General features: G+C 67.9%; 14 protein-coding genes and 1 pseudogene. 8 read left to right on the top strand and 7 right to left on the bottom strand.

All coding sequences use genetic code 11. The features are described 5' to 3' along the window. Nucleotides 1–81: 81 nt before the first annotated feature. Both QM682_RS15705 and QM682_RS15710 read right to left on the bottom strand, forming a co-directional pair. Nucleotides 82–728: pseudogene (locus QM682_RS15705) on the bottom strand (transposase). Between the two features lie 363 nt (nucleotides 729–1,091). Next, nucleotides 1,092–1,778 carry a response regulator transcription factor gene (locus QM682_RS15710; RefSeq protein WP_415131387.1) on the bottom strand — a complete coding sequence of 229 codons (687 nt, stop codon included), beginning with the start codon at nucleotides 1,776–1,778 and terminating at the stop codon, nucleotides 1,092–1,094. 133 nt (nucleotides 1,779–1,911) lie between these two features. Between QM682_RS15710 and ribA the strand changes: the two genes are divergently transcribed. The 3 genes from ribA (at nucleotide 1,912) to QM682_RS15725 (ending at nucleotide 5,027) form a co-directional block, all read left to right on the top strand. Further along, nucleotides 1,912–2,985: a GTP cyclohydrolase II gene (gene ribA / locus QM682_RS15715; RefSeq protein WP_415131389.1), complete on the top strand. Its 1,074-nt coding sequence runs from the start codon at nucleotides 1,912–1,914 to the stop codon at nucleotides 2,983–2,985. Further along, nucleotides 2,985–3,515: a L,D-transpeptidase family protein gene (locus QM682_RS15720; protein ID WP_415131391.1), complete on the top strand. Its 531-nt coding sequence runs from the start codon at nucleotides 2,985–2,987 to the stop codon at nucleotides 3,513–3,515. The genes ribA and QM682_RS15720 overlap by 1 nt, the downstream gene beginning before the upstream one ends. A gap of 213 nt (nucleotides 3,516–3,728) precedes the next feature. Then, a complete protein-coding gene (locus tag QM682_RS15725) occupies nucleotides 3,729–5,027 on the top strand; it encodes an MFS transporter (RefSeq protein ID WP_415131393.1) in 1,299 nt (432 codons plus the stop codon). A 64-nt stretch (nucleotides 5,028–5,091) separates the two neighbouring features. On the opposite strand, the gene QM682_RS15730 is transcribed toward QM682_RS15725, so the two are convergent. Then, complete coding sequence (locus QM682_RS15730; protein WP_415131415.1) at nucleotides 5,092–6,195, bottom strand: THUMP domain-containing class I SAM-dependent RNA methyltransferase; 1,104 nt, start codon at nucleotides 6,193–6,195, stop codon at nucleotides 5,092–5,094. 243 nt (nucleotides 6,196–6,438) lie between these two features. On the opposite strand from QM682_RS15730, the gene QM682_RS15735 reads away from it, so the two are divergent. Continuing rightward, nucleotides 6,439–7,233 carry a VOC family protein gene (locus QM682_RS15735; RefSeq protein WP_415131395.1) on the top strand — a complete coding sequence of 265 codons (795 nt, stop codon included), beginning with the start codon at nucleotides 6,439–6,441 and terminating at the stop codon, nucleotides 7,231–7,233. Nucleotides 7,234–7,770: 537 nt separating this feature from the next. Here the strand turns inward: QM682_RS15735 and QM682_RS15740 are convergent. Both QM682_RS15740 and QM682_RS15745 read right to left on the bottom strand, forming a co-directional pair. Further along, the gene (locus tag QM682_RS15740; RefSeq protein WP_415131397.1) at nucleotides 7,771–8,559 is read right to left on the bottom strand and encodes a metallophosphoesterase family protein; all 789 of its coding nucleotides are present in this window, start codon (nucleotides 8,557–8,559) and stop codon (nucleotides 7,771–7,773) included. Then, nucleotides 8,556–9,503 (bottom strand): diacylglycerol/lipid kinase family protein, encoded by a 948-nt coding sequence (locus QM682_RS15745; RefSeq protein WP_415131399.1) that lies wholly within the window; start codon nucleotides 9,501–9,503, stop codon nucleotides 8,556–8,558. The genes QM682_RS15740 and QM682_RS15745 overlap by 4 nt, the downstream gene beginning before the upstream one ends. Before the next feature lie 322 nt (nucleotides 9,504–9,825). On the opposite strand from QM682_RS15745, the gene QM682_RS15750 reads away from it, so the two are divergent. From QM682_RS15750 to QM682_RS15760, 3 genes are read left to right on the top strand one after another with little or no spacing between them, the layout of a single operon-like run. Continuing rightward, nucleotides 9,826–11,010 (top strand): isochorismate synthase, encoded by a 1,185-nt coding sequence (locus tag QM682_RS15750; RefSeq protein ID WP_415131401.1) that lies wholly within the window; start codon nucleotides 9,826–9,828, stop codon nucleotides 11,008–11,010. Beyond that, nucleotides 11,010–11,657, top strand: a complete 648-nt coding sequence (locus QM682_RS15755; RefSeq protein WP_415131403.1) for an isochorismatase family protein — start codon at nucleotides 11,010–11,012, stop codon at nucleotides 11,655–11,657. Before QM682_RS15750 ends, QM682_RS15755 begins: the two co-directional genes overlap by 1 nt. After that, the gene (locus QM682_RS15760) at nucleotides 11,648–12,418 is read left to right on the top strand and encodes an SDR family oxidoreductase (protein ID WP_415131405.1); all 771 of its coding nucleotides are present in this window, start codon (nucleotides 11,648–11,650) and stop codon (nucleotides 12,416–12,418) included. The genes QM682_RS15755 and QM682_RS15760 overlap by 10 nt, the downstream gene beginning before the upstream one ends. A gap of 9 nt (nucleotides 12,419–12,427) precedes the next feature. Here the strand turns inward: QM682_RS15760 and QM682_RS15765 are convergent, their stop codons facing one another. Next, nucleotides 12,428–12,664, bottom strand: a complete 237-nt coding sequence (locus QM682_RS15765) for a phosphopantetheine-binding protein (RefSeq protein WP_415131407.1) — start codon at nucleotides 12,662–12,664, stop codon at nucleotides 12,428–12,430. A 25-nt stretch (nucleotides 12,665–12,689) separates the two neighbouring features. Then, nucleotides 12,690–14,300, bottom strand: a complete 1,611-nt coding sequence (locus QM682_RS15770) for a (2,3-dihydroxybenzoyl)adenylate synthase (RefSeq protein ID WP_415131409.1) — start codon at nucleotides 14,298–14,300, stop codon at nucleotides 12,690–12,692. A 211-nt stretch (nucleotides 14,301–14,511) separates the two neighbouring features. On the opposite strand from QM682_RS15770, the gene QM682_RS15775 reads away from it, so the two are divergent. Continuing rightward, complete coding sequence (locus QM682_RS15775; RefSeq protein ID WP_415131411.1) at nucleotides 14,512–15,873, top strand: condensation domain-containing protein; 1,362 nt, start codon at nucleotides 14,512–14,514, stop codon at nucleotides 15,871–15,873. Nucleotides 15,874–16,037: the final 164 nt, after the last annotated feature.

The raw sequence follows: 16,037 nt of genomic DNA on the forward strand, positions 1-16,037 counted from the left end.
CGCGCCGGCGCGAGACCCGGCTGCGCGCACCCGCGGGCTGCCGCTCAGCCTCGACGATCGGTCCTGCCTACGGTCGCCTCACTACCAATAGACTACGGTAGCCGCCGGGGCGCAGGCTGAGAGCAACAGGATCGGGCAGCGATCATAGCGGGTTGCGATGCGCCGCACATCTTTCGGTCTGGCGAACATGTCCTCAATCCTGTGGCGTTTTCGGCAAAGCTCGGGGTCGTGCGGGACTGGAATCCTGCGACTGGTGCGAGAGGGGATGCAGGACGAAATGCATATTTAAATAAAATATTTACTAATAAATTCAATATTATAATCCCGCCACGAGCAGCACTACGGCCTGCGGGATGGACAACAGGAGCGCCCGCGCCCCCTTTTTGAACCGCAAGACTCGATGCGGTCCGGTGCGCCCTGGCGTGGGTTGCGTCAATCATCACGATCCCGGCTTCCTGCGCTTGCCGGCCAGTTCGGTCATGATGGTGGCGAACACGCCCATGCGGCTCCACCGCTTCCAGCGATTGTAGAGCGTCTTCGGCGAGCCATACTCCTTGGGTGCGTTCGGCCCGCTCACTCGAACCAATGGCGTTCGGAGCCTCACTCCACATCAACCCATTGCGTTGGATGAGGATTATCCCGCCCAGCACGCGCCGGTCATCAACGCGCTGCCTGCCTTGCGACTTCGGAAAGAACGGCCGCAGCCGCTCCACCTGCTCGTTGGTCAGTCAGAAAAGCGCGTCCATGATCCCTCTCCAGGTCGGGAGAGTGAATCATGACGCCCGCCTTCCTCAAGCGGATTTATTGGTCCTGCCTAAGGAAACAGCCTTCCAATCCCGACAGCAGCCCCGCAAGCCGGCACGCATCCGCCCGCGCCGTCCCCCCTTCTTTCTTGTCCAAATATCCTCGGGGGGTCCGGGGGGCGAAGCGCCCCCGGGTGCCGAGGGTCCAGGCCGCGCGGCGCCGACGAAATGACAAAACCCGGCCGCCTGCCATGGACAGGATCGGACCGGGTTTGGGTTGGCCGCATCCTCCGACCACTGGGCTTCAGGTCAGAAACCCGCGACCGTGCCACGGGGTTCCCGATGCCATCAGGCGACCAGGCGATAGCCGCCGGATTCGGTCACCAGAAGCCGCGCGTTCGAGGGATCCGGCTCGATCTTCTGGCGCAGGCGGTAGATATGGGTTTCCAGCGTATGCGTGGTGACGCCCGCGTTATAGCCCCAGACCTCGTGCAGCAGAATGTCGCGCGGGACCACACCGTCCTGGGCGCGATAGAGGAACTTCAGGATATTCGTCTCTTTCTCGGTCAGCCGGATCTTGCGGTCCTTGCCGTCGATCAGCATCTTCATCGCCGGCTTGAACGTATAGGGGCCAAGCTGGAAGATCGCGTCCTCGGACTGCTCATGGGTGCGCAGTTGCGCGCGCAGGCGGGCCAGCAGGACAGGGAACTTGAACGGCTTGGTGATATAGTCGTTCGCGCCCGAATCCAGGCCCAGGATGGTGTCCGCATCCGTATCGTGGCCGGTCAGCATCACGATCGGGCATTTGATGCCCTGCTTTCGCAGGCGCTTGCAAAGCTCGCGCCCGTCGGTGTCGGGCAGGCCCACATCCAGCACCACCAGGTCGAAAATCGCGCCCTTGGTGCGTTCGACCGCCTCATGGCCGCTTCCGGCCTCGAAGACCTCGAAATCCTCGGTGGCCACCAATTGCTCGGCCAGCGCCTCGCGCAGGTCTTCCTCGTCATCGACCAACAGGATCTTTTTCAGTCCGGCCATTCTTGCCTCCTTTGGCGTTATGGCGGAAACGTGAGCATGGATGCCGCGGCCGTAAAGCGCCTTGCAGCATTTCTCACATGGAGTTGTCGGAAATCAGCCCTATGTTTCAGTTTGTTTCAGAAAAGCGCCGGCCATGACCCTGACAACGCCCCTGATCCCGACCCTGACCGAAAGCGTCTCGCGCGCGCGGACCGATCTGCGCATGGGATTGCCGGTGGTGATCGGCGGTTGGCTGGCCGCCGCCGCCGAGACCCTTTCGCCGGCGCGCCTGACGCTGATGGCGGGCCTTGGGCCGGCGCAACTGGCTGTCACCCGCTGGCGGGCCGAGACATTGAAGGCGATGGTCTATGACGGCGATCTGGCCCGGATCGAACTGCCCGAGGGCGCCGATTGCGCCTGGCTGCGCGCCATGGCCGATCCGGCGGGCGATCTGATGACGCCGATGAAGGGTCCGTTCCGTCTGGCGCGGGGCGGCGACGTGACGGCCCATCGCGCCGCCATCGCCTTGGCGAAATCCGCCGAACTGCTGCCCGCCGTGCTGATGGCCCCCATTTCGGACCCGCCCGAGGGGCTGGTGCGGTTGGCCCCCGGTCCGCTGATGGCGCAGCTTGCGACCGAGGCGGCGCTGGCCCCCGTCGCCGCCGCGCGCCTGCCGCTACTGGCCGCCGAGAACTCCAAGCTGCATATCTTCCGCCCCGATGACGGCGCGGCCGAGCATTACGCGGTCGAGATCGGCGCCCCCGCGCGCGCCGCTCCGGTCCTGGCGCGCCTGCATTCGGCCTGTTTCACCGGCGACGTGCTGGGCAGCCTGAAATGCGATTGCGGGCCGCAGCTTCATGCCGCCCTGGCCGCGATGGGCCAGGCGGGCGAGGGGGTGCTGCTGTATCTGAACCAGGAGGGGCGCGGCATCGGGCTTGCCAACAAGATGCGCGCCTATGCGCTGCAAAGCCAGGGCTTCGACACGGTCGAGGCCAATCACCGCCTGGGCTTCGAGGATGACGAGCGCGATTTCCGCATCGGCGCGGGCATCCTGAAACGGATGGGCTTCACCCGCGTGCGGCTGATGACGAACAACCCGCGCAAGGTGGCGATGTTGCAAGATCACGGGCTGGAAGTCGCCGAGCGCGTGCCCCTGATCACCCCCCGCAACCGGCACAATACCGGCTATCTGGACATCAAGGCGCAGAAATCGGGGCATCTGCTGTGATGCGCCTGACCCCCATGGGCCTGCGGATCGGACGGCGGGTGATCCCTTGCGTGGTCGGGCGGGGCGGGCTTTCGCGCGACAAGCGCGAGGGCGACGGCGCGACCCCCATCGGCCGGCATCGGATCGTGGGGCTGCTTTATCGCCCCGACCGGGTGGCGCGGCCCTCGGGCTGGGCAAGGCCGATCCTGCCCGGAGACCTCTGGTGCGACGCCTCGGGCCACCCGGCCTACAACCACCCCGTCCGCGCCCCCTTCGCCGCCAGCCACGAGGCGATGCGGCGGCCGGATCCGCTTTACGACATCGTGCTGGTGACGGATTGGAACCATCCGCAGGCGCGCGAGGGGGCGGGCTCGGCGATCTTCCTGCACCAATGGCGGCGGCCGGGGTTTCCAACGGCCGGGTGCATCGGCATGGCGCGTCGGGATTTGTCGTGGCTGGGTTCGATGGTGCGGCCGGGGGATGTGCTGGAGGTGCCGGATCTGGTCCGTTGGCCGGGGCGGCGCATGGCGGTTCGCTGGGGCAAGGATTGAGCGGGCCTTCGCGGGCTTGCGTCCTGCTTCAACCTGCCGCCGCGTAAGAGTGCCGGCCCAAGACCGCGACCATAACCATGACCGGGCCGTCATCCGCCCGACCGTGACATCGCCGAAAGACGATTTCCCCTTTGCCGCGAGACGGCGCTTGACCTTAGCTGGGTTTGCGCGTGCAAGCTCTTCAAGATCCGCCGCAAATTCAAGGACCGGATGATGGCCCGACCAGATCGCGAAGCGCCTGCGCCGGTGGAGCGCCGATCTTTCGCCAGGTTCGTCGCGGCCAGCGGCCTGACCAATCTGGGGGACGGGATCGCAACCATCGCATGGGCATGGACGGCCTCGTTGCTGACGCGCGATCCGCTGCTGATCGCGCTGGTTGCCGCAGCCCTTCGGCTTCCATGGGCGGTCCTTGCGCTTCCCGCCGGGATCATCACCGACAGGACCGACCGGCGCAGGTTGATCCTGCGGATGGACATGTTGAGAGCCGCAGCCTTCGGCATGGCGACAATCGCCCTTTGGTCGGCCCTGCCGCTGGATGCTCCGGCAGAGAGGGGCGTTTCCTCGGCTCCAGCCTTCGCGGCGCTGCTCGCCGCCGCATTGGCCGTCGGCGCGGCCGAGGTTTTCCGCGACAATGCCGCGCAGACGATGCTGCCGTCCCTGGTGCCGCATGAGCGGCTGGAAGCGGCCAACGGCAGGTTGTGGAGCGTGGAGTTGACGGGCAACGCGCTGGCCGGGCCGCCTCTTGGCGCGATGCTGGTCGCGGTGGCTTTGCCGCTGCCCTTTTTCATCAACACGCTGATCTATGCTTTCGCGGCGCTGGTCGTCGCCGGGATCGCGGGCAGCTTCCGTCCCGCGCGGACGCAAGGGCGGGACTGGCGCCGCGAACTGGCCGAAGGGATGGCGTTCCTGCGCGCCGCGCCGCTTCTGCGGCTGCTCGCATGGTTGACGGGCCTGTGGAACCTGTTCTTCCAGATGGTCATGATCGGGCTTGTGCTGCATGTGCAGGAAAATCTCGGCCTGTCATCCGCCGAATATGGGCTGGTCCTTGCAGCCGGGGCCGTGGGCGGAATCGCAGGCGGGTTCCTGGGTGAACGCGTGGTGCGATGGATGGGCGCAGGCCCGGCGGCCCGATGGATGCTTTTCCTGTCCGCCCCCGCATTCGCTGGCATCGCCCTGGCGCCGAATGCATGGTCCCTGGGCCTGATCCTCGCCCTGTTCGAGCTTTCCGGGCTGGTCTGGAACACGGTTTCGGTATCGACCCGTCAAAGGGTGATTCCCGATCACCTGCTTGGCCGGGTGAACAGCGCCTATCGGCTGCTGGCCTGGGGGATGATGCCGGTGGGAGTGATGCTGTCCGGGCTGATCGTTCGCGGCGCCGAGGCTTTCGCCACGCGCGAGACGGCCCTGACCGCGCCGTTCTGGATCGCGGCGGCGGGAATCCTGTCGGTCAGCCTTGCGGGATGGCGGCCGCTGGGCGCGGGCCTTGCCCGGCGGACCAGCCCGGACAGATAGCGCCGCGCCTGCCGAATGAACGGCGGATGCATCCGCCGCCGGTTCGGCCATCCGCCCAAGGCCCTTACAGCACCCCCGTCCGCCACAGCCGCACCTTCAGCCCGCCATGGGCGACATAGGGTCCAGGCTCAAGCCAGGGCAGGCCGGTGGCGCGGGCCAGTTGCTGCTCGGTGGTGATCAGGCCGACGCGCCAACCCTGGAAGCGGGTGCGCAGCACCTCGCCCATCGCTGCATGAAGGCCGAAAAGCGGGCCCTTGTTGCCGATGCGGGCGCCGTAGGGCGGGTTGATCATCACAAGGCCCGGCGGACCTTCGGGGCGGGTCAGTTCGGCAAAGGAGCAGGTCTGGAAATCGGTCCAGTCGGCGACGCCGGCGCGGGCGGCGTTCTCATGGCTCATGCGGATCGCGCCGGGATCGCGGTCGCGGCCGTAAAAGCGGAATTTCGGCCCGTGCGGTATCGGCGAACGCTGGGCAGGCGCGCGCAGGGCGGACCAGGCGGCGGAATCGAAGCTGGGCAGATGCTCGAAGGCAAAGCCGCGCAGGCGTCCGGGGGCGAGGTTCGCGGCAATTTCGGCGGCCTCGATCGGGAAGGTGCCCGAACCACACATCGGGTCCAGCACCGGCTCATCGCCGATAAAGCCGCATTGGCGCAGGAACAGCGCGGCCATTGTCTCGCGCAGCGGGGCCTTGCCCACCGCCTGCTTATGACCGCGCTTGTGCAGGGATTCGCCCGATGTGTCCAGGCTGATGGTGCAAAGATCGTCCTCGATCCGCACCTTCAGCGTGACGGGCGCATCCTCGGCGATGGGTGCGCCCAGGGTGTCGCGGATGGCAGCCTCGATGCGCTGGGTGATGGCGCCCGCGTGGTAGATGCGGGATTTGCGGCTGGTCGCCTCGATCCGCAGGGGCGTGTCGGGACGCAGCCAGTCGGCCCAGGGAAAGCGGCGCGCGCGCTTGTCCAGCTGCGCCGGATGCATGGCGCGGAAGGCGCCGATGCGGGCCAGGACGCGGGTGGCGCCCCGGATCGCCAGGTTCGCGCGCCAGATCTCGGGCCAGCCGCCGGTGAAGGCGACGCCACCGGGCTGCGGCTGGGCCGGGAATCCCAGCGCGCGGGCCTCGGCCAGCAGCGGTTCCTCAAGGCCCGGAGTCGCGACCAGAAAGATCTCCATACGCGCGGGATCGGCGGCAAGGGGCGCGGCCTCGGGCTGCGGGGCGCGTGGGGGCTGGGGCTTGGGTCTGGTCATGGAGTCGCGACGAAAAAAGGAGCCGCATCTTGCGCCGAATGGGGGCGGAAGGCAATCGCGGGCAGACTGTCCACGCCATGGCGTCAATCATTCCCTATCGTCGCCATATGGGGATGGGCGCGCGATAGCTATGTTGGGCACCGACAGCAAGATGATAAGGAGATGATCATGGCGACGAGCGATGCACCCCTGCAAGTCGGCCGGGTCCGGCTGGTGGTGAACGATCTGGGCGCGGTCGGCGATTTCTACGAACGGGTGATCGGCCTGCACCGCCTGGGCGGGGACACGGCCGAGCGGCGGCTGGGGATTGGCGACCGGGTTCTGCTGGAACTGCGCCAGGACAAGGCGGCGCGGGCGCGTCCGTCGGAGGCGGGGTTGTTCCACACCGCTTTCCTGCTGCCCTCGCGGCAGGATCTGGGCACCTGGCTGCGCCATGTGGCGGCGCGCGGGCAGCGGCTGGACGGGGCCTCGGACCATCTGGTGAGCGAGGCGATCTATCTGCGCGATCCCGAGGGCAACGGTATCGAGATCTATGTCGACCGCCCCCGCGCCCAGTGGCACCGACAGGGCGCAGAGGTGCGGATGGACACGATCCGCGCGGATCTGGACGGGCTGGTGGCCGCTGGCCGGGACGGCTGGAAAGCGGCGCCCGATGGCACCGTGATCGGTCATGTGCATCTGCAAGTCGGCGATGTCGCGACGGCCGAGGATTTCTATATGAACCGGCTGGGCCTGGACCGGACCGCGCATCTTTCCGGGGCAAGCTTTTTCGCCTCGGGCGGCTATCACCATCATCTGGCGGGCAATGTCTGGCATTCGCGCGGAGCGGGGCAGCGCAGCGCCGATGCCGCCGGGCTGGAAAAGATCGTGCTGGAGGCGGATCCCGGCGTGCTGGCCGATCTGGCCGAGGTCGAGCTACGGGATCCCTGGGGGACCAGAATCAGCCTGCGGCCCAAGGGTTGAGCGGGGTTGGGGATGCCGCGCTGGCGCCCCTGCCACCGGCGCACTTTCCAGACCCCATGGACCAATGGCAGGCCGACGGATTTGTCGCGGCGTTTGCGGCTTGGGACCGCGAACCGGCCGATTTTCCGATCAGGAACGGCTTCATGTCATAAGTATCGATAAGTTGAAAAACGAAGCCGTGGCTGCGGTGCCCATGGCCTGTTCCGATGCGACATGCTTCCTCGTGGAGGTAAGCATCGCCCAGCGCCTCTGTTTCGGCTTGATGATCGGCCGATGACGAAAGGTGCATCGACCGGATGAATGCGCCGGATATGGCCTTGGCCCCGCCGCTGCCCCCGCCGACCTATCGCCAGGTCGCGGCCCGCTTCCTGCCCATCCGTCCCTTTCCGGGCGCGGCGTCATCGGGCTTTCGCGACAGGCGCGAGTCCCATGAGGGTCTTCGCATGTCAAATCCTGTGCCAAGCGGCATAGGGCCGGACAGCCGACAACGGTGGGCGCATAGCATCTTGGATATTTGGGCAAGAAAGACGCATGGCCTCAGGCCCGGTTCCAGCGGTTGTCGCGGCGCGTGAAACGTAGGTGCTCGGGGGGGCGGAAACCCGGCTCGTCCATGGGCGCGACATGGCGCTGGATCAGCAGGTCCGGCCCCTGGAAGTCCAGGACCGCGAATTCGTTCCGGCGGTCGCCTTCGCGCGCGCAAAGGGCGGTGCCGGCCTGGATTTGCAGGATGCCGCGCCCCTTGGGGCCAAGGAAGGCGCCGGCGGACCAGACATGCAGATGACCCGTCAGCAGGATCTGGATGCCTTGCGACTCGAACTGCGAGAGCGCCTCGGCCGCGCCGCGCATGAGCTGCTTGTCGATCGCCGGGGCCTGCTGCATCGGATGGTGCAGCGCCACGATGTTCACGCAATCGGGGTCGATCCCGTCCGAGACCCGGCGTATCTGGTCCGCACTGATCATGCCCCGCTGCCAGGACATCGGATCGACGCTGTTCAGCCCCTGGACCCGCAGCCTGCCGACATGGCCCACCGGCTCCAGATTGCCTGCCACCGCCTGCCGGTAGCGCCGATAGGGCTGCATCATCCGGTTCGCCAGCCGGTAAAGCGGGATGTCGTGATTGCCGGGCACAGCGATCAGCGGCGCCTCGATCCGGCGCAGGAAGGCGGCGGCGGCGGCGAATTGCGCCGAGCGCGCGCGATGGGTCAGATCGCCCGTGACCACGACCAGATCCGCCCCCGCCTGGTTCACCCGGTCCAGCAGCGGCTGGACCAGCGCCGTCCGCTCATGCCCGAAATGCAGGTCCGAGAGATGCAAGAGCCGGGTCATGCCGCGTCGCGGCCCCGGCTTTCGGCATGGACCAGAACGGCCAGATCATGCGGGCGCACGCGCACCAGGAAAGGCGAATCCATCCAGTCCTTTTCCCCGTCATGAGCGACATATTCGTTGCGCGGCACGGTCTGGATTTCCATTTCCGAGGCCGCGATCAGATCGAAATCCTGATAGCGCGCGGATTTCCCCAGCGCCAGCCGCAGAGCCGAGCGGATCAGCGGCCCCGGCCGATGCGCCCGCGCGACCAGAAGCGCAAGCTGGCCCCGACGGATGGCCTCGGCACCCTCAAGCCCGAACGTATCCAGTTGATAGGCGCTTTTCGCCACGAAGGCGAGCGCGGTCCTGAAGCGGCGTTCCTGGCCATTGGCGCGCACGGTCACGCGCAGGGGATGGCGCAGGGCCCAAAGCGCGGCCAGCGCCGACCAATAGGCCGCCAGCCGCGAACGGCCCCAGCGCCTGTAGATGTCCTCGCGGCGTTTGAGGATCTCGGGATAGGCGCCGAAGCTGACATTGTTGAGAAACACCATGCCGTTCATCTCGGCCACATGGACGCGGCGCAGGACCGGGGCGTCGAAGACCTTCAGCGCCTGCTCCACCGTCTCGCCGACGCCGAGGTCGCGGGCGAAATAGTTGAAGGTGCCGCCGGGGATCACCGCCATCGCCGCCCCGCTGCCCGCGACCGCGCTGGCCACCGCCGCCTGGGTGCCGTCGCCGCCGGCCGCGACGATCAGGTCATATCCCTCGCGCACGGCCTGGGCGGCGGCATGGGGCAGATCCGCGCCCCTTTTGATCCGGCGCTGCGCCAGTTGGGCGACCCGGCCGCGCAGCCGCGCGTCCAGCCGGTCGGCGATCTCGGCCCCGGCCCTTTTGCCCGATCCGGTGTTGGCGATAATGCAGCAGCGCGCCGCAGAAAGCTGGTATGGCTGATCGGCTTGGTCCATGAGCGCCCCGGCACCTGATCCCTGTTGAGATGCAGGAACCAAAGGCGCAAGGCGCTGGTTCCCGTGACAGGACCCGTCAATCCTGACAAAAATGCTTGTGCCTACCTGCCGGGTCTGGCAGTTTATGGCCAGGTAGCCCCAGCGGCCATCCGCAGCCCGCATATCCCACATGGCAATCGCGGCGCTGGCCACCAGGAAACCGCCAGCCGGACGGAATTTTCCCCGCGCCGCTGGCCAAGGACAGTTGCGGCGGCGGGCGCCATCCCGGCGGGCCCAGGTCATGCGCCGAGCCAATTTGATGAGACAAATCATGAATATGCGGATGTCAGAGGCCAGCACCCTGATGCCCAAGCCCGAGGCGGGTCTGCCACGCTTTGCCTTTCGCGGCGCCCGAGGCGCGGTTCTGGGCCGGGGGTCCGAAGCCGCCTTGCCCCCCGGCACGGCAACGGACCTGGCCTTGCGGATCGAAACCGCCCTGGCCGACGCCCCGGCGGGCAGCCTGATCGGCGGCGCCCTGCCCTTTGACCGGGCGGCGCCCGATTGCCTGTGGCGCGCGCAAGCGGCGGCAAGCCCCGCCCTGGCCGAGGCCCCCCTGGGTCTGCCGCTGGCCCGCTGGCAGCTTGCCGCCGAGCCGTCCGCCCAAAGCTATGCCAACGCCGTGGCCCAGGCCCTGGCCGTAATGCAGGCCGAGGCCGGACAGCCTGGCGGGCTGGAAAAGATCGTGCTGGCGCGCAGCCTGAAGATCCGCGCCGAGGCACCTATTCCTGTCGCGGCACTGATGGCGCGGCTGGGCCTGGATCCGGCCGTCACCGCCTTCGAGGTCGCGCTGCCGCCCCGCGCGGGCCAGGCGCGCACGCTTTGCGGCGCAACGCCCGAACTGTTGCTGGAAAAAAACGGGGCGGTGATCGCCTCGCATCCGCTGGCCGGCTCGGCGCCGCGCGACGGCGATCCCGACCGCGACCGCGCGGCGGCCGAGGCGCTGATGCGCTCGGACAAGGATCACCGCGAGCATGCCATCGTGGTCGAGAGCATCCTTGACGTGCTGGCGCCCTGGTGCCGCGAACTTTCGGTGCCGGCGGGGACCACGCTGACCAGCACGCGCAGCATGTGGCATCTGGGCACGCGGATCGAGGGGCGGCTGAAGGATCCGCGCCTGTCCTCGGCGGTGCTGGCGGCGGCGCTGCACCCGACGCCCGCCGTCTGCGGCGTGCCCCTGGCGCGGGCGGGGGCGCTGATTCGCGCGCTTGAACCCGTGGACCGCGAGTTTTATGCCGGGGCAGTCGGCTGGTGCGACGCGCAAGGCGACGGCGCCTGGTATGTCGCGATCCGCTGCGCCGAGATCTGCGGCGCCGAGGCCCGGCTTTACGCCGGGGCGGGGATCGTGCCCGGCTCGGACCCGATGGCCGAGGCCGCCGAGACCGGCGCGAAATTCGGCGCCTTCCTTCAGGCTTTGGGGCTGCCCCCGGATGCCGGGCTGGAGGGTGTCGCCAGAAACGGAGACGATTGATGGCCCTGCCCGGTATTCCCGGCTATGATCTGCCCCAGGCCCTGCCCGCCCCGCGCGGCCCCTGGCACCCCCGGCGCGAACGGCTGGCGCTGCTGGTCCATGACATGCAGCGGTATTTCTGCCGCCCCTTCCCACAGGGCGCGCCCCTGGCCCCGGCCGTCGCCAATATCGCCCGGCTGATCGCCGCCGCGCGGGCTTCGGGCGTGCCGGTGTTCTATACCGCGCAGAAGGGCAACCAGTTCCGCCCCGACCGGGGCCTTCAGGCCGACCTTTGGGGACCGGGCATGAGCGCCATCCCCGAACATGAGGAGATCCTGCCCCAGCTTGCGCCGGCAGAGGGCGACATCGTGCTGGTCAAGCACCGCTACAGCGCGTTCCAACGCTCGAATCTAGATCACCTGATGCGGGCGCGGGGGCGGGATCAATTGATGATCTGCGGCATCTACGCCCATATCGGCTGCCTCGCCACCGCCGCCGAGGCGTTCCAGCGCGACATCGAGGCTTTTGCCGTGGCCGATGCGCAGGCCGATTTCTCGGAAGAGAAGCACCGCCTGGCGATGGAGTGGATCGCGGCGACCTGCGGCGTGCCGCTGTTGACCGGCGCGGCGGTCGCTGCCCTGACCGCAGAGGTCGCCGCATGCGCCTGACGGGGTTCCAGGACCGGCTGGCGGTCGTCACCGGCGCATCTGGCGGCATCGGCCGGGCCGTGGTCCGCGCGCTGGTCGAGGCCGGCGCGAAGGTCGTCGCCACCGACACCATCGCCGCCCTGGAGGCCGCGCCGGTGCCGGGCGTGCCAAACCGCGTGCTGGACGTGCGCGACGGCGCCGCCGCGCAGGCCCTGATCGCCGAGGCCGAGACCGAATTCGGCCCCCTGGCGCTTGGCGTCCATGCGGCGGGGGTGCTGGCGATCGGGCCGCTGCTGGACCTGGACCCCCACGAATGGGAAGGGGTGATCGGCGTGAACACCACCGGCACCTTCAACGTCACCCGCGCCTTCGGTCAGGCCATGGCGCGCCACGGGCAGGGCGCCATCGTCGCGGTCAGCTCCAATGCCGCCGGGATTCCGCGCCTGAACATGGGGGCCTATGCGGCGTCCAAGGCGGCGGCGACGATGCTGATCCGCTGCCTGGGGCTGGAACTGGCAGCGCGGGGCGTGCGCTGCAATATCGTTGCGCCGGGCTCCACCCTGACGCCGATGCAGACGGGCATGTGGGCCGAGGATGGCGGCGCGGGCGAGCGCGCGGTGATCGAGGGCAGCCTTGCGGCCTATCGCACAGGCATCCCGCTGAAAAAGCTGGCCACGCCCGAGGATATCGCGGCCTCGGTCATGTTCCTGCTGTCCGATCAGGCCGGCCATGTCACCATGGCGGACCTTTATGTGGATGGCGGCGCCACGCTGAGAGCTTAGGGCGCGCGCCTAGCGGCGCGCCTCGATCAGCGCCCACCAGGCGTCAAGGCGGGGTTCCTTGGCCAGTTCGTCGAAGCTGGCCGAGATGCCCATCTGATCCAATTCGCTGGAAAAGGTCATCACGGCGATGGAATCCAGCCCGTAAAGCACCAGATTCTCGGTCGGGTCGATTTCGCAATCATCCTCGATCATGGCAACGACGCGGGCGGCCAGCCATTCGGGGCTGAGTTCGGTCTTGTCCAGCATGGGCATCCTTTCAGGCGGTTGCTCGTTAGGCGTTTTCATGGGCCAGGCTGTCGCGCAGCCGGCGCTTGTCGATCTTGCCCACCGCCGTCAGCGGCAGCACGTCGGTAAAGCGGAAACGGTCGGGCAGCTTGTATTCCGCCACGCCCTGTTCAAGCAGGTGACGGCGCAGGGCGGGCGAGGAAAGCTTGCCCACCCCCTCGCGCAGGACCAGGAAGGCGCAGCTTTTCTCGCCCAGATGCGCGTCCGGGATGGCGACCAGCGCGGCATGGGTGATGTCGGGATGACGGACCAGCAGGTTCTCGATCTCTTCGGCAGCGATCTTTTCGCCGCCCCGGTTGATCTGGTCCTTGATCCGGCCGACCACGCGCAGATAGCCGTTTTCGCGCACCACCACGTCGCCCGAGTGATAGAAGCCATCGGCATCGAAGGCTTTGGCATTATGCTCGGGGCTGCGGTAATAGCCGCGGAAGGTATAGGGGCCGCGCGTGGCAAGCGCGCCGGGCGTGCCGTCGGGGACGGGCTGGCCGTCCGCGTCCAGCACGCGGATTTCGTCATCGGGGCTGATCGGGCGGCCCTGGGTGGTGAAGATCGTCTCGGCATCGTCGTCAAGGCGGGTATAGTTCACCAACCCTTCGGCCATGCCGAAGACCTGCTGCGGCATCGCGCCCAGGACCTGAGGCACGCGCCGCGCCGTCGCCTCGGCAAAGCTTGCACCCCCGACCTGGATCAGGCGCAGGCTGTCCAGCATCGGGCGCAGTTCCGGCTTTTCCTCGACCATGCGCAGCCAAAGCGCGACGGCGGGCGGCACAAGCTGGGCCATGGTCACGCCCGCGTCGCGGATGATCGGAAAGCAGGTCAGCGGATCGGGGCTGGGCGCCATCACCATGCAGCCGCCGCCATGGAAAACCCCCAGCGCACCCGGAGAAGAGAGCGCGAAATTATGCCCGGCGGGCAGCGCGCAAAGCATCCGCGTGTCACCATCGCAGCCGCAGATCTCGGCGCTGGCGCGGACACTGTAATCATAGTCGTTATGCGTGCGCGGGATCAGCTTGGGCGTCCCGGTCGAGCCGCCTGAAAGCTGAAAGAAGGCCACCTGATCGGCAGGCGTCGGCCCCGCCCCCTCGGGCAGGTCCGGCCCGTCGGCCAGCCAATGCGACAGGCTGCGCGCCGGATCGCTTTCATTCAGAAACAGCGCCTGACCGATGCCCAGTTCGTCCGCGAAGGCGTCGTCCCCGAACAGTTCATGCCCCCGGTCGGCGATCAGAAGGCGTGGCGCGATCTGGCGGGCATATTCCGAAAGCTCCATCCGGCGGTGGCTGTAAAGCGCCAGCACCGGCGCCACACCGATCCGCAAAAGCGCGATGAAGGCGACATAGAACTCAGCCAGGTTCGGAAGCTGGACCAGCGCCGTATCGCCCCGGCCCAGACCCAGCACGGCCAGCCGCGCGGCCAGATGCCGCGACTGGCGGTCCAGATCGGCATAGCTGAAGCGGCGGTTCCCGCAGATCACCGCCGAAGCCTCGGGGCGGACGGCAAGCTGGGCGTCAAGGATATGGGTCAGCGGCTGGTCGATCCAATAGCCCGCCTGCCGATAGCGATGGGCCAGTTCCTGCGGCCAGGGGCTGAATTCGATCATCTGAAACCCGTTCCTCCTTCGCATCTGGTCCTTCATCTTTCTGGCCGGGCGGCACACCCCCGACGCCCCCTTGACGAGGCATAATAGGCGAGTATTTTTATCCAGCTTTCTCTCTCGAAGCAAGCAGGGCCGCGGCGATAGCGCCGCGGCTCGGCCAGCCCCCTCCCCCACCGCACAATTTCCTATCCCCGCCGAAAGGGGCCGTGTTTTCATGACTCAGGACAATGATCCGGGCGCGGCGACGCCGCTGACGCTGGCGCAACTTGATTTCTGGGAAGAGTTCCAGGCCCACCCCGGCGAGGCGGTCTCGACAGTGGCGCATGCATTGGAACTGCGCGGCGCTCTGGACATGGCAGCCCTGGCGCAGGCGATCCGCGCCACCATCGCCGAAACCGATGTCCTGGCGCTGCGCTTTCAGCCTGGCCCCGACGGGTTGCCGCGCCAGATGGTCGACCCCCAGCGGCGCCCGGCGCTGCGGCTGCTGGACCTGTCCGGGGATGCCGACCCGCTGGGCCACGCCATGCGGCTGATGCGGCAGGATGTCGACGCCCCCGTCGATCTGCTGCGCCGCCCCATCGCCGCGCAATGGCTGGTGCGGCTGGGGCCCGATCATGCGGTCTGGTATCATCGCGGCCATCACATCGCGCTGGACGGCTATGCCATGAGCCTGATCGAATCGCGCTGCGCCCAGCTTTACGCCCAAGGCCACGGCGCCACGCCGGGCCGTGCGCTGGATCATTTCGCCGCCTATCTGGCCGAGGAAGCCGCCTATCGCGACAGCCCGCGCCATCTCGCGGATGGCCGGCATTGGGCCGACATCCTGTCCGCCACGCCCGCGCCGCAGATGCTGGACAAAGGCTCCGAGGACTATCCCGCCCACCCGCTGACCCATGACGAAGATCTGTCGAGCCTGCGCGAGGCCCTGCTGGCGCAGGCTGCGCGAACCGGGATCGGCTGGCCCGACCTGCTGACGACGCTGGCCTCGGCCTGGACGGTGCTGCATCTGGGCGACGGTTCGGCCGCGCGGCAGCGGGACCATGACGGGCGGCTGGCCATGCCGGTCTGGCTTCCCTATCTAAGCCGAATGGGCAGCGTGGCGATCAATATCCCTGCGCTGGTGGTCAATATCCTGCCCTTCGACGCCAACCTGGCCGCATCCGAGCCGCTGGGCCAGGTGCTGACCCGCCTGGCCGGACGGCTGCGCAAGCTGCGGCGGCACGGGCGCTACCGGATCGAGCAGATCGCCTCGGATCACGGGCTGAGCAGCCGGCAGCGGTTCTTCTTCTCGCCGCTTATCAATGTGCTGCCCTTTGACCCGGCACAGTTCCAGGGCTGTGCCTGCCAGCGGCATGTGCTGTCGAACGGACCGGGCGACGGGTTCAACATCACCATCCGCGCCGACGGGCAGGCGCGCCACCTGGAACTGCTGATCGAGGCGGACCCCGCCCTGACCCCAGCCGACGACTTCGCCCGCCATGCCGCCAGCCTGCCGGCCTTCCTGCGCACGGGCCTGACCGAAGCCGCGCTGAACCGCCCCGTCGGCGCATTGACCGCACTGCGCGAGGCCGCCTGACCGAGCCCCTGCCCCTCGGCAGATTTTTTCGGGAATCTGCTTTTTTCCCTTGCACCCATCGGCACGGTCCCATAAATGACCGCTCACCGAAGGCGACAAGCCCAAGGGAACGGAGTGCGGGCGTAGCTCAGGGGTAGAGCATAACCTTGCCAAGGTTAGGGTCG

Origin of the sequence: Paracoccus sp. (in: a-proteobacteria), assembly GCF_047605025.1 — a bacterium.
In the GTDB taxonomy this organism is placed as follows: Bacteria; Pseudomonadota; Alphaproteobacteria; order Rhodobacterales; family Rhodobacteraceae; genus Paracoccus.

Bases quoted from the DNA above. Each gene is read 5' to 3' on its own strand.
- QM682_RS15730 (WP_415131415.1), bottom strand. From the start codon at position 6,195: ATGGAGATCTTTCTGGTCGCGACTCCGGGCCTTGAGGAACCGCTGCTG.
- QM682_RS15775 (WP_415131411.1), top strand. From the start codon at position 14,512: ATGACTCAGGACAATGATCCGGGCGCGGCGACGCCGCTGACGCTGGCG.
- ribA (WP_415131389.1), top strand. From the start codon at position 1,912: ATGACCCTGACAACGCCCCTGATCCCGACCCTGACCGAAAGCGTCTCG.
- QM682_RS15755 (WP_415131403.1), top strand. From the start codon at position 11,010: ATGGCCCTGCCCGGTATTCCCGGCTATGATCTGCCCCAGGCCCTGCCC.
- QM682_RS15710 (WP_415131387.1), bottom strand. From the start codon at position 1,778: ATGGCCGGACTGAAAAAGATCCTGTTGGTCGATGACGAGGAAGACCTG.
- QM682_RS15735 (WP_415131395.1), top strand. From the start codon at position 6,439: ATGGCGACGAGCGATGCACCCCTGCAAGTCGGCCGGGTCCGGCTGGTG.
- QM682_RS15745 (WP_415131399.1), bottom strand. From the start codon at position 9,503: ATGGACCAAGCCGATCAGCCATACCAGCTTTCTGCGGCGCGCTGCTGC.
- QM682_RS15770 (WP_415131409.1), bottom strand. From the start codon at position 14,300: ATGATCGAATTCAGCCCCTGGCCGCAGGAACTGGCCCATCGCTATCGG.
- QM682_RS15725 (WP_415131393.1), top strand. From the start codon at position 3,729: ATGGCCCGACCAGATCGCGAAGCGCCTGCGCCGGTGGAGCGCCGATCT.
- QM682_RS15765 (WP_415131407.1), bottom strand. From the start codon at position 12,664: ATGCTGGACAAGACCGAACTCAGCCCCGAATGGCTGGCCGCCCGCGTC.
- QM682_RS15740 (WP_415131397.1), bottom strand. From the start codon at position 8,559: ATGACCCGGCTCTTGCATCTCTCGGACCTGCATTTCGGGCATGAGCGG.
- QM682_RS15760 (WP_415131405.1), top strand. From the start codon at position 11,648: ATGCGCCTGACGGGGTTCCAGGACCGGCTGGCGGTCGTCACCGGCGCA.
- QM682_RS15750 (WP_415131401.1), top strand. From the start codon at position 9,826: ATGTCAGAGGCCAGCACCCTGATGCCCAAGCCCGAGGCGGGTCTGCCA.
- QM682_RS15720 (WP_415131391.1), top strand. From the start codon at position 2,985: ATGCGCCTGACCCCCATGGGCCTGCGGATCGGACGGCGGGTGATCCCT.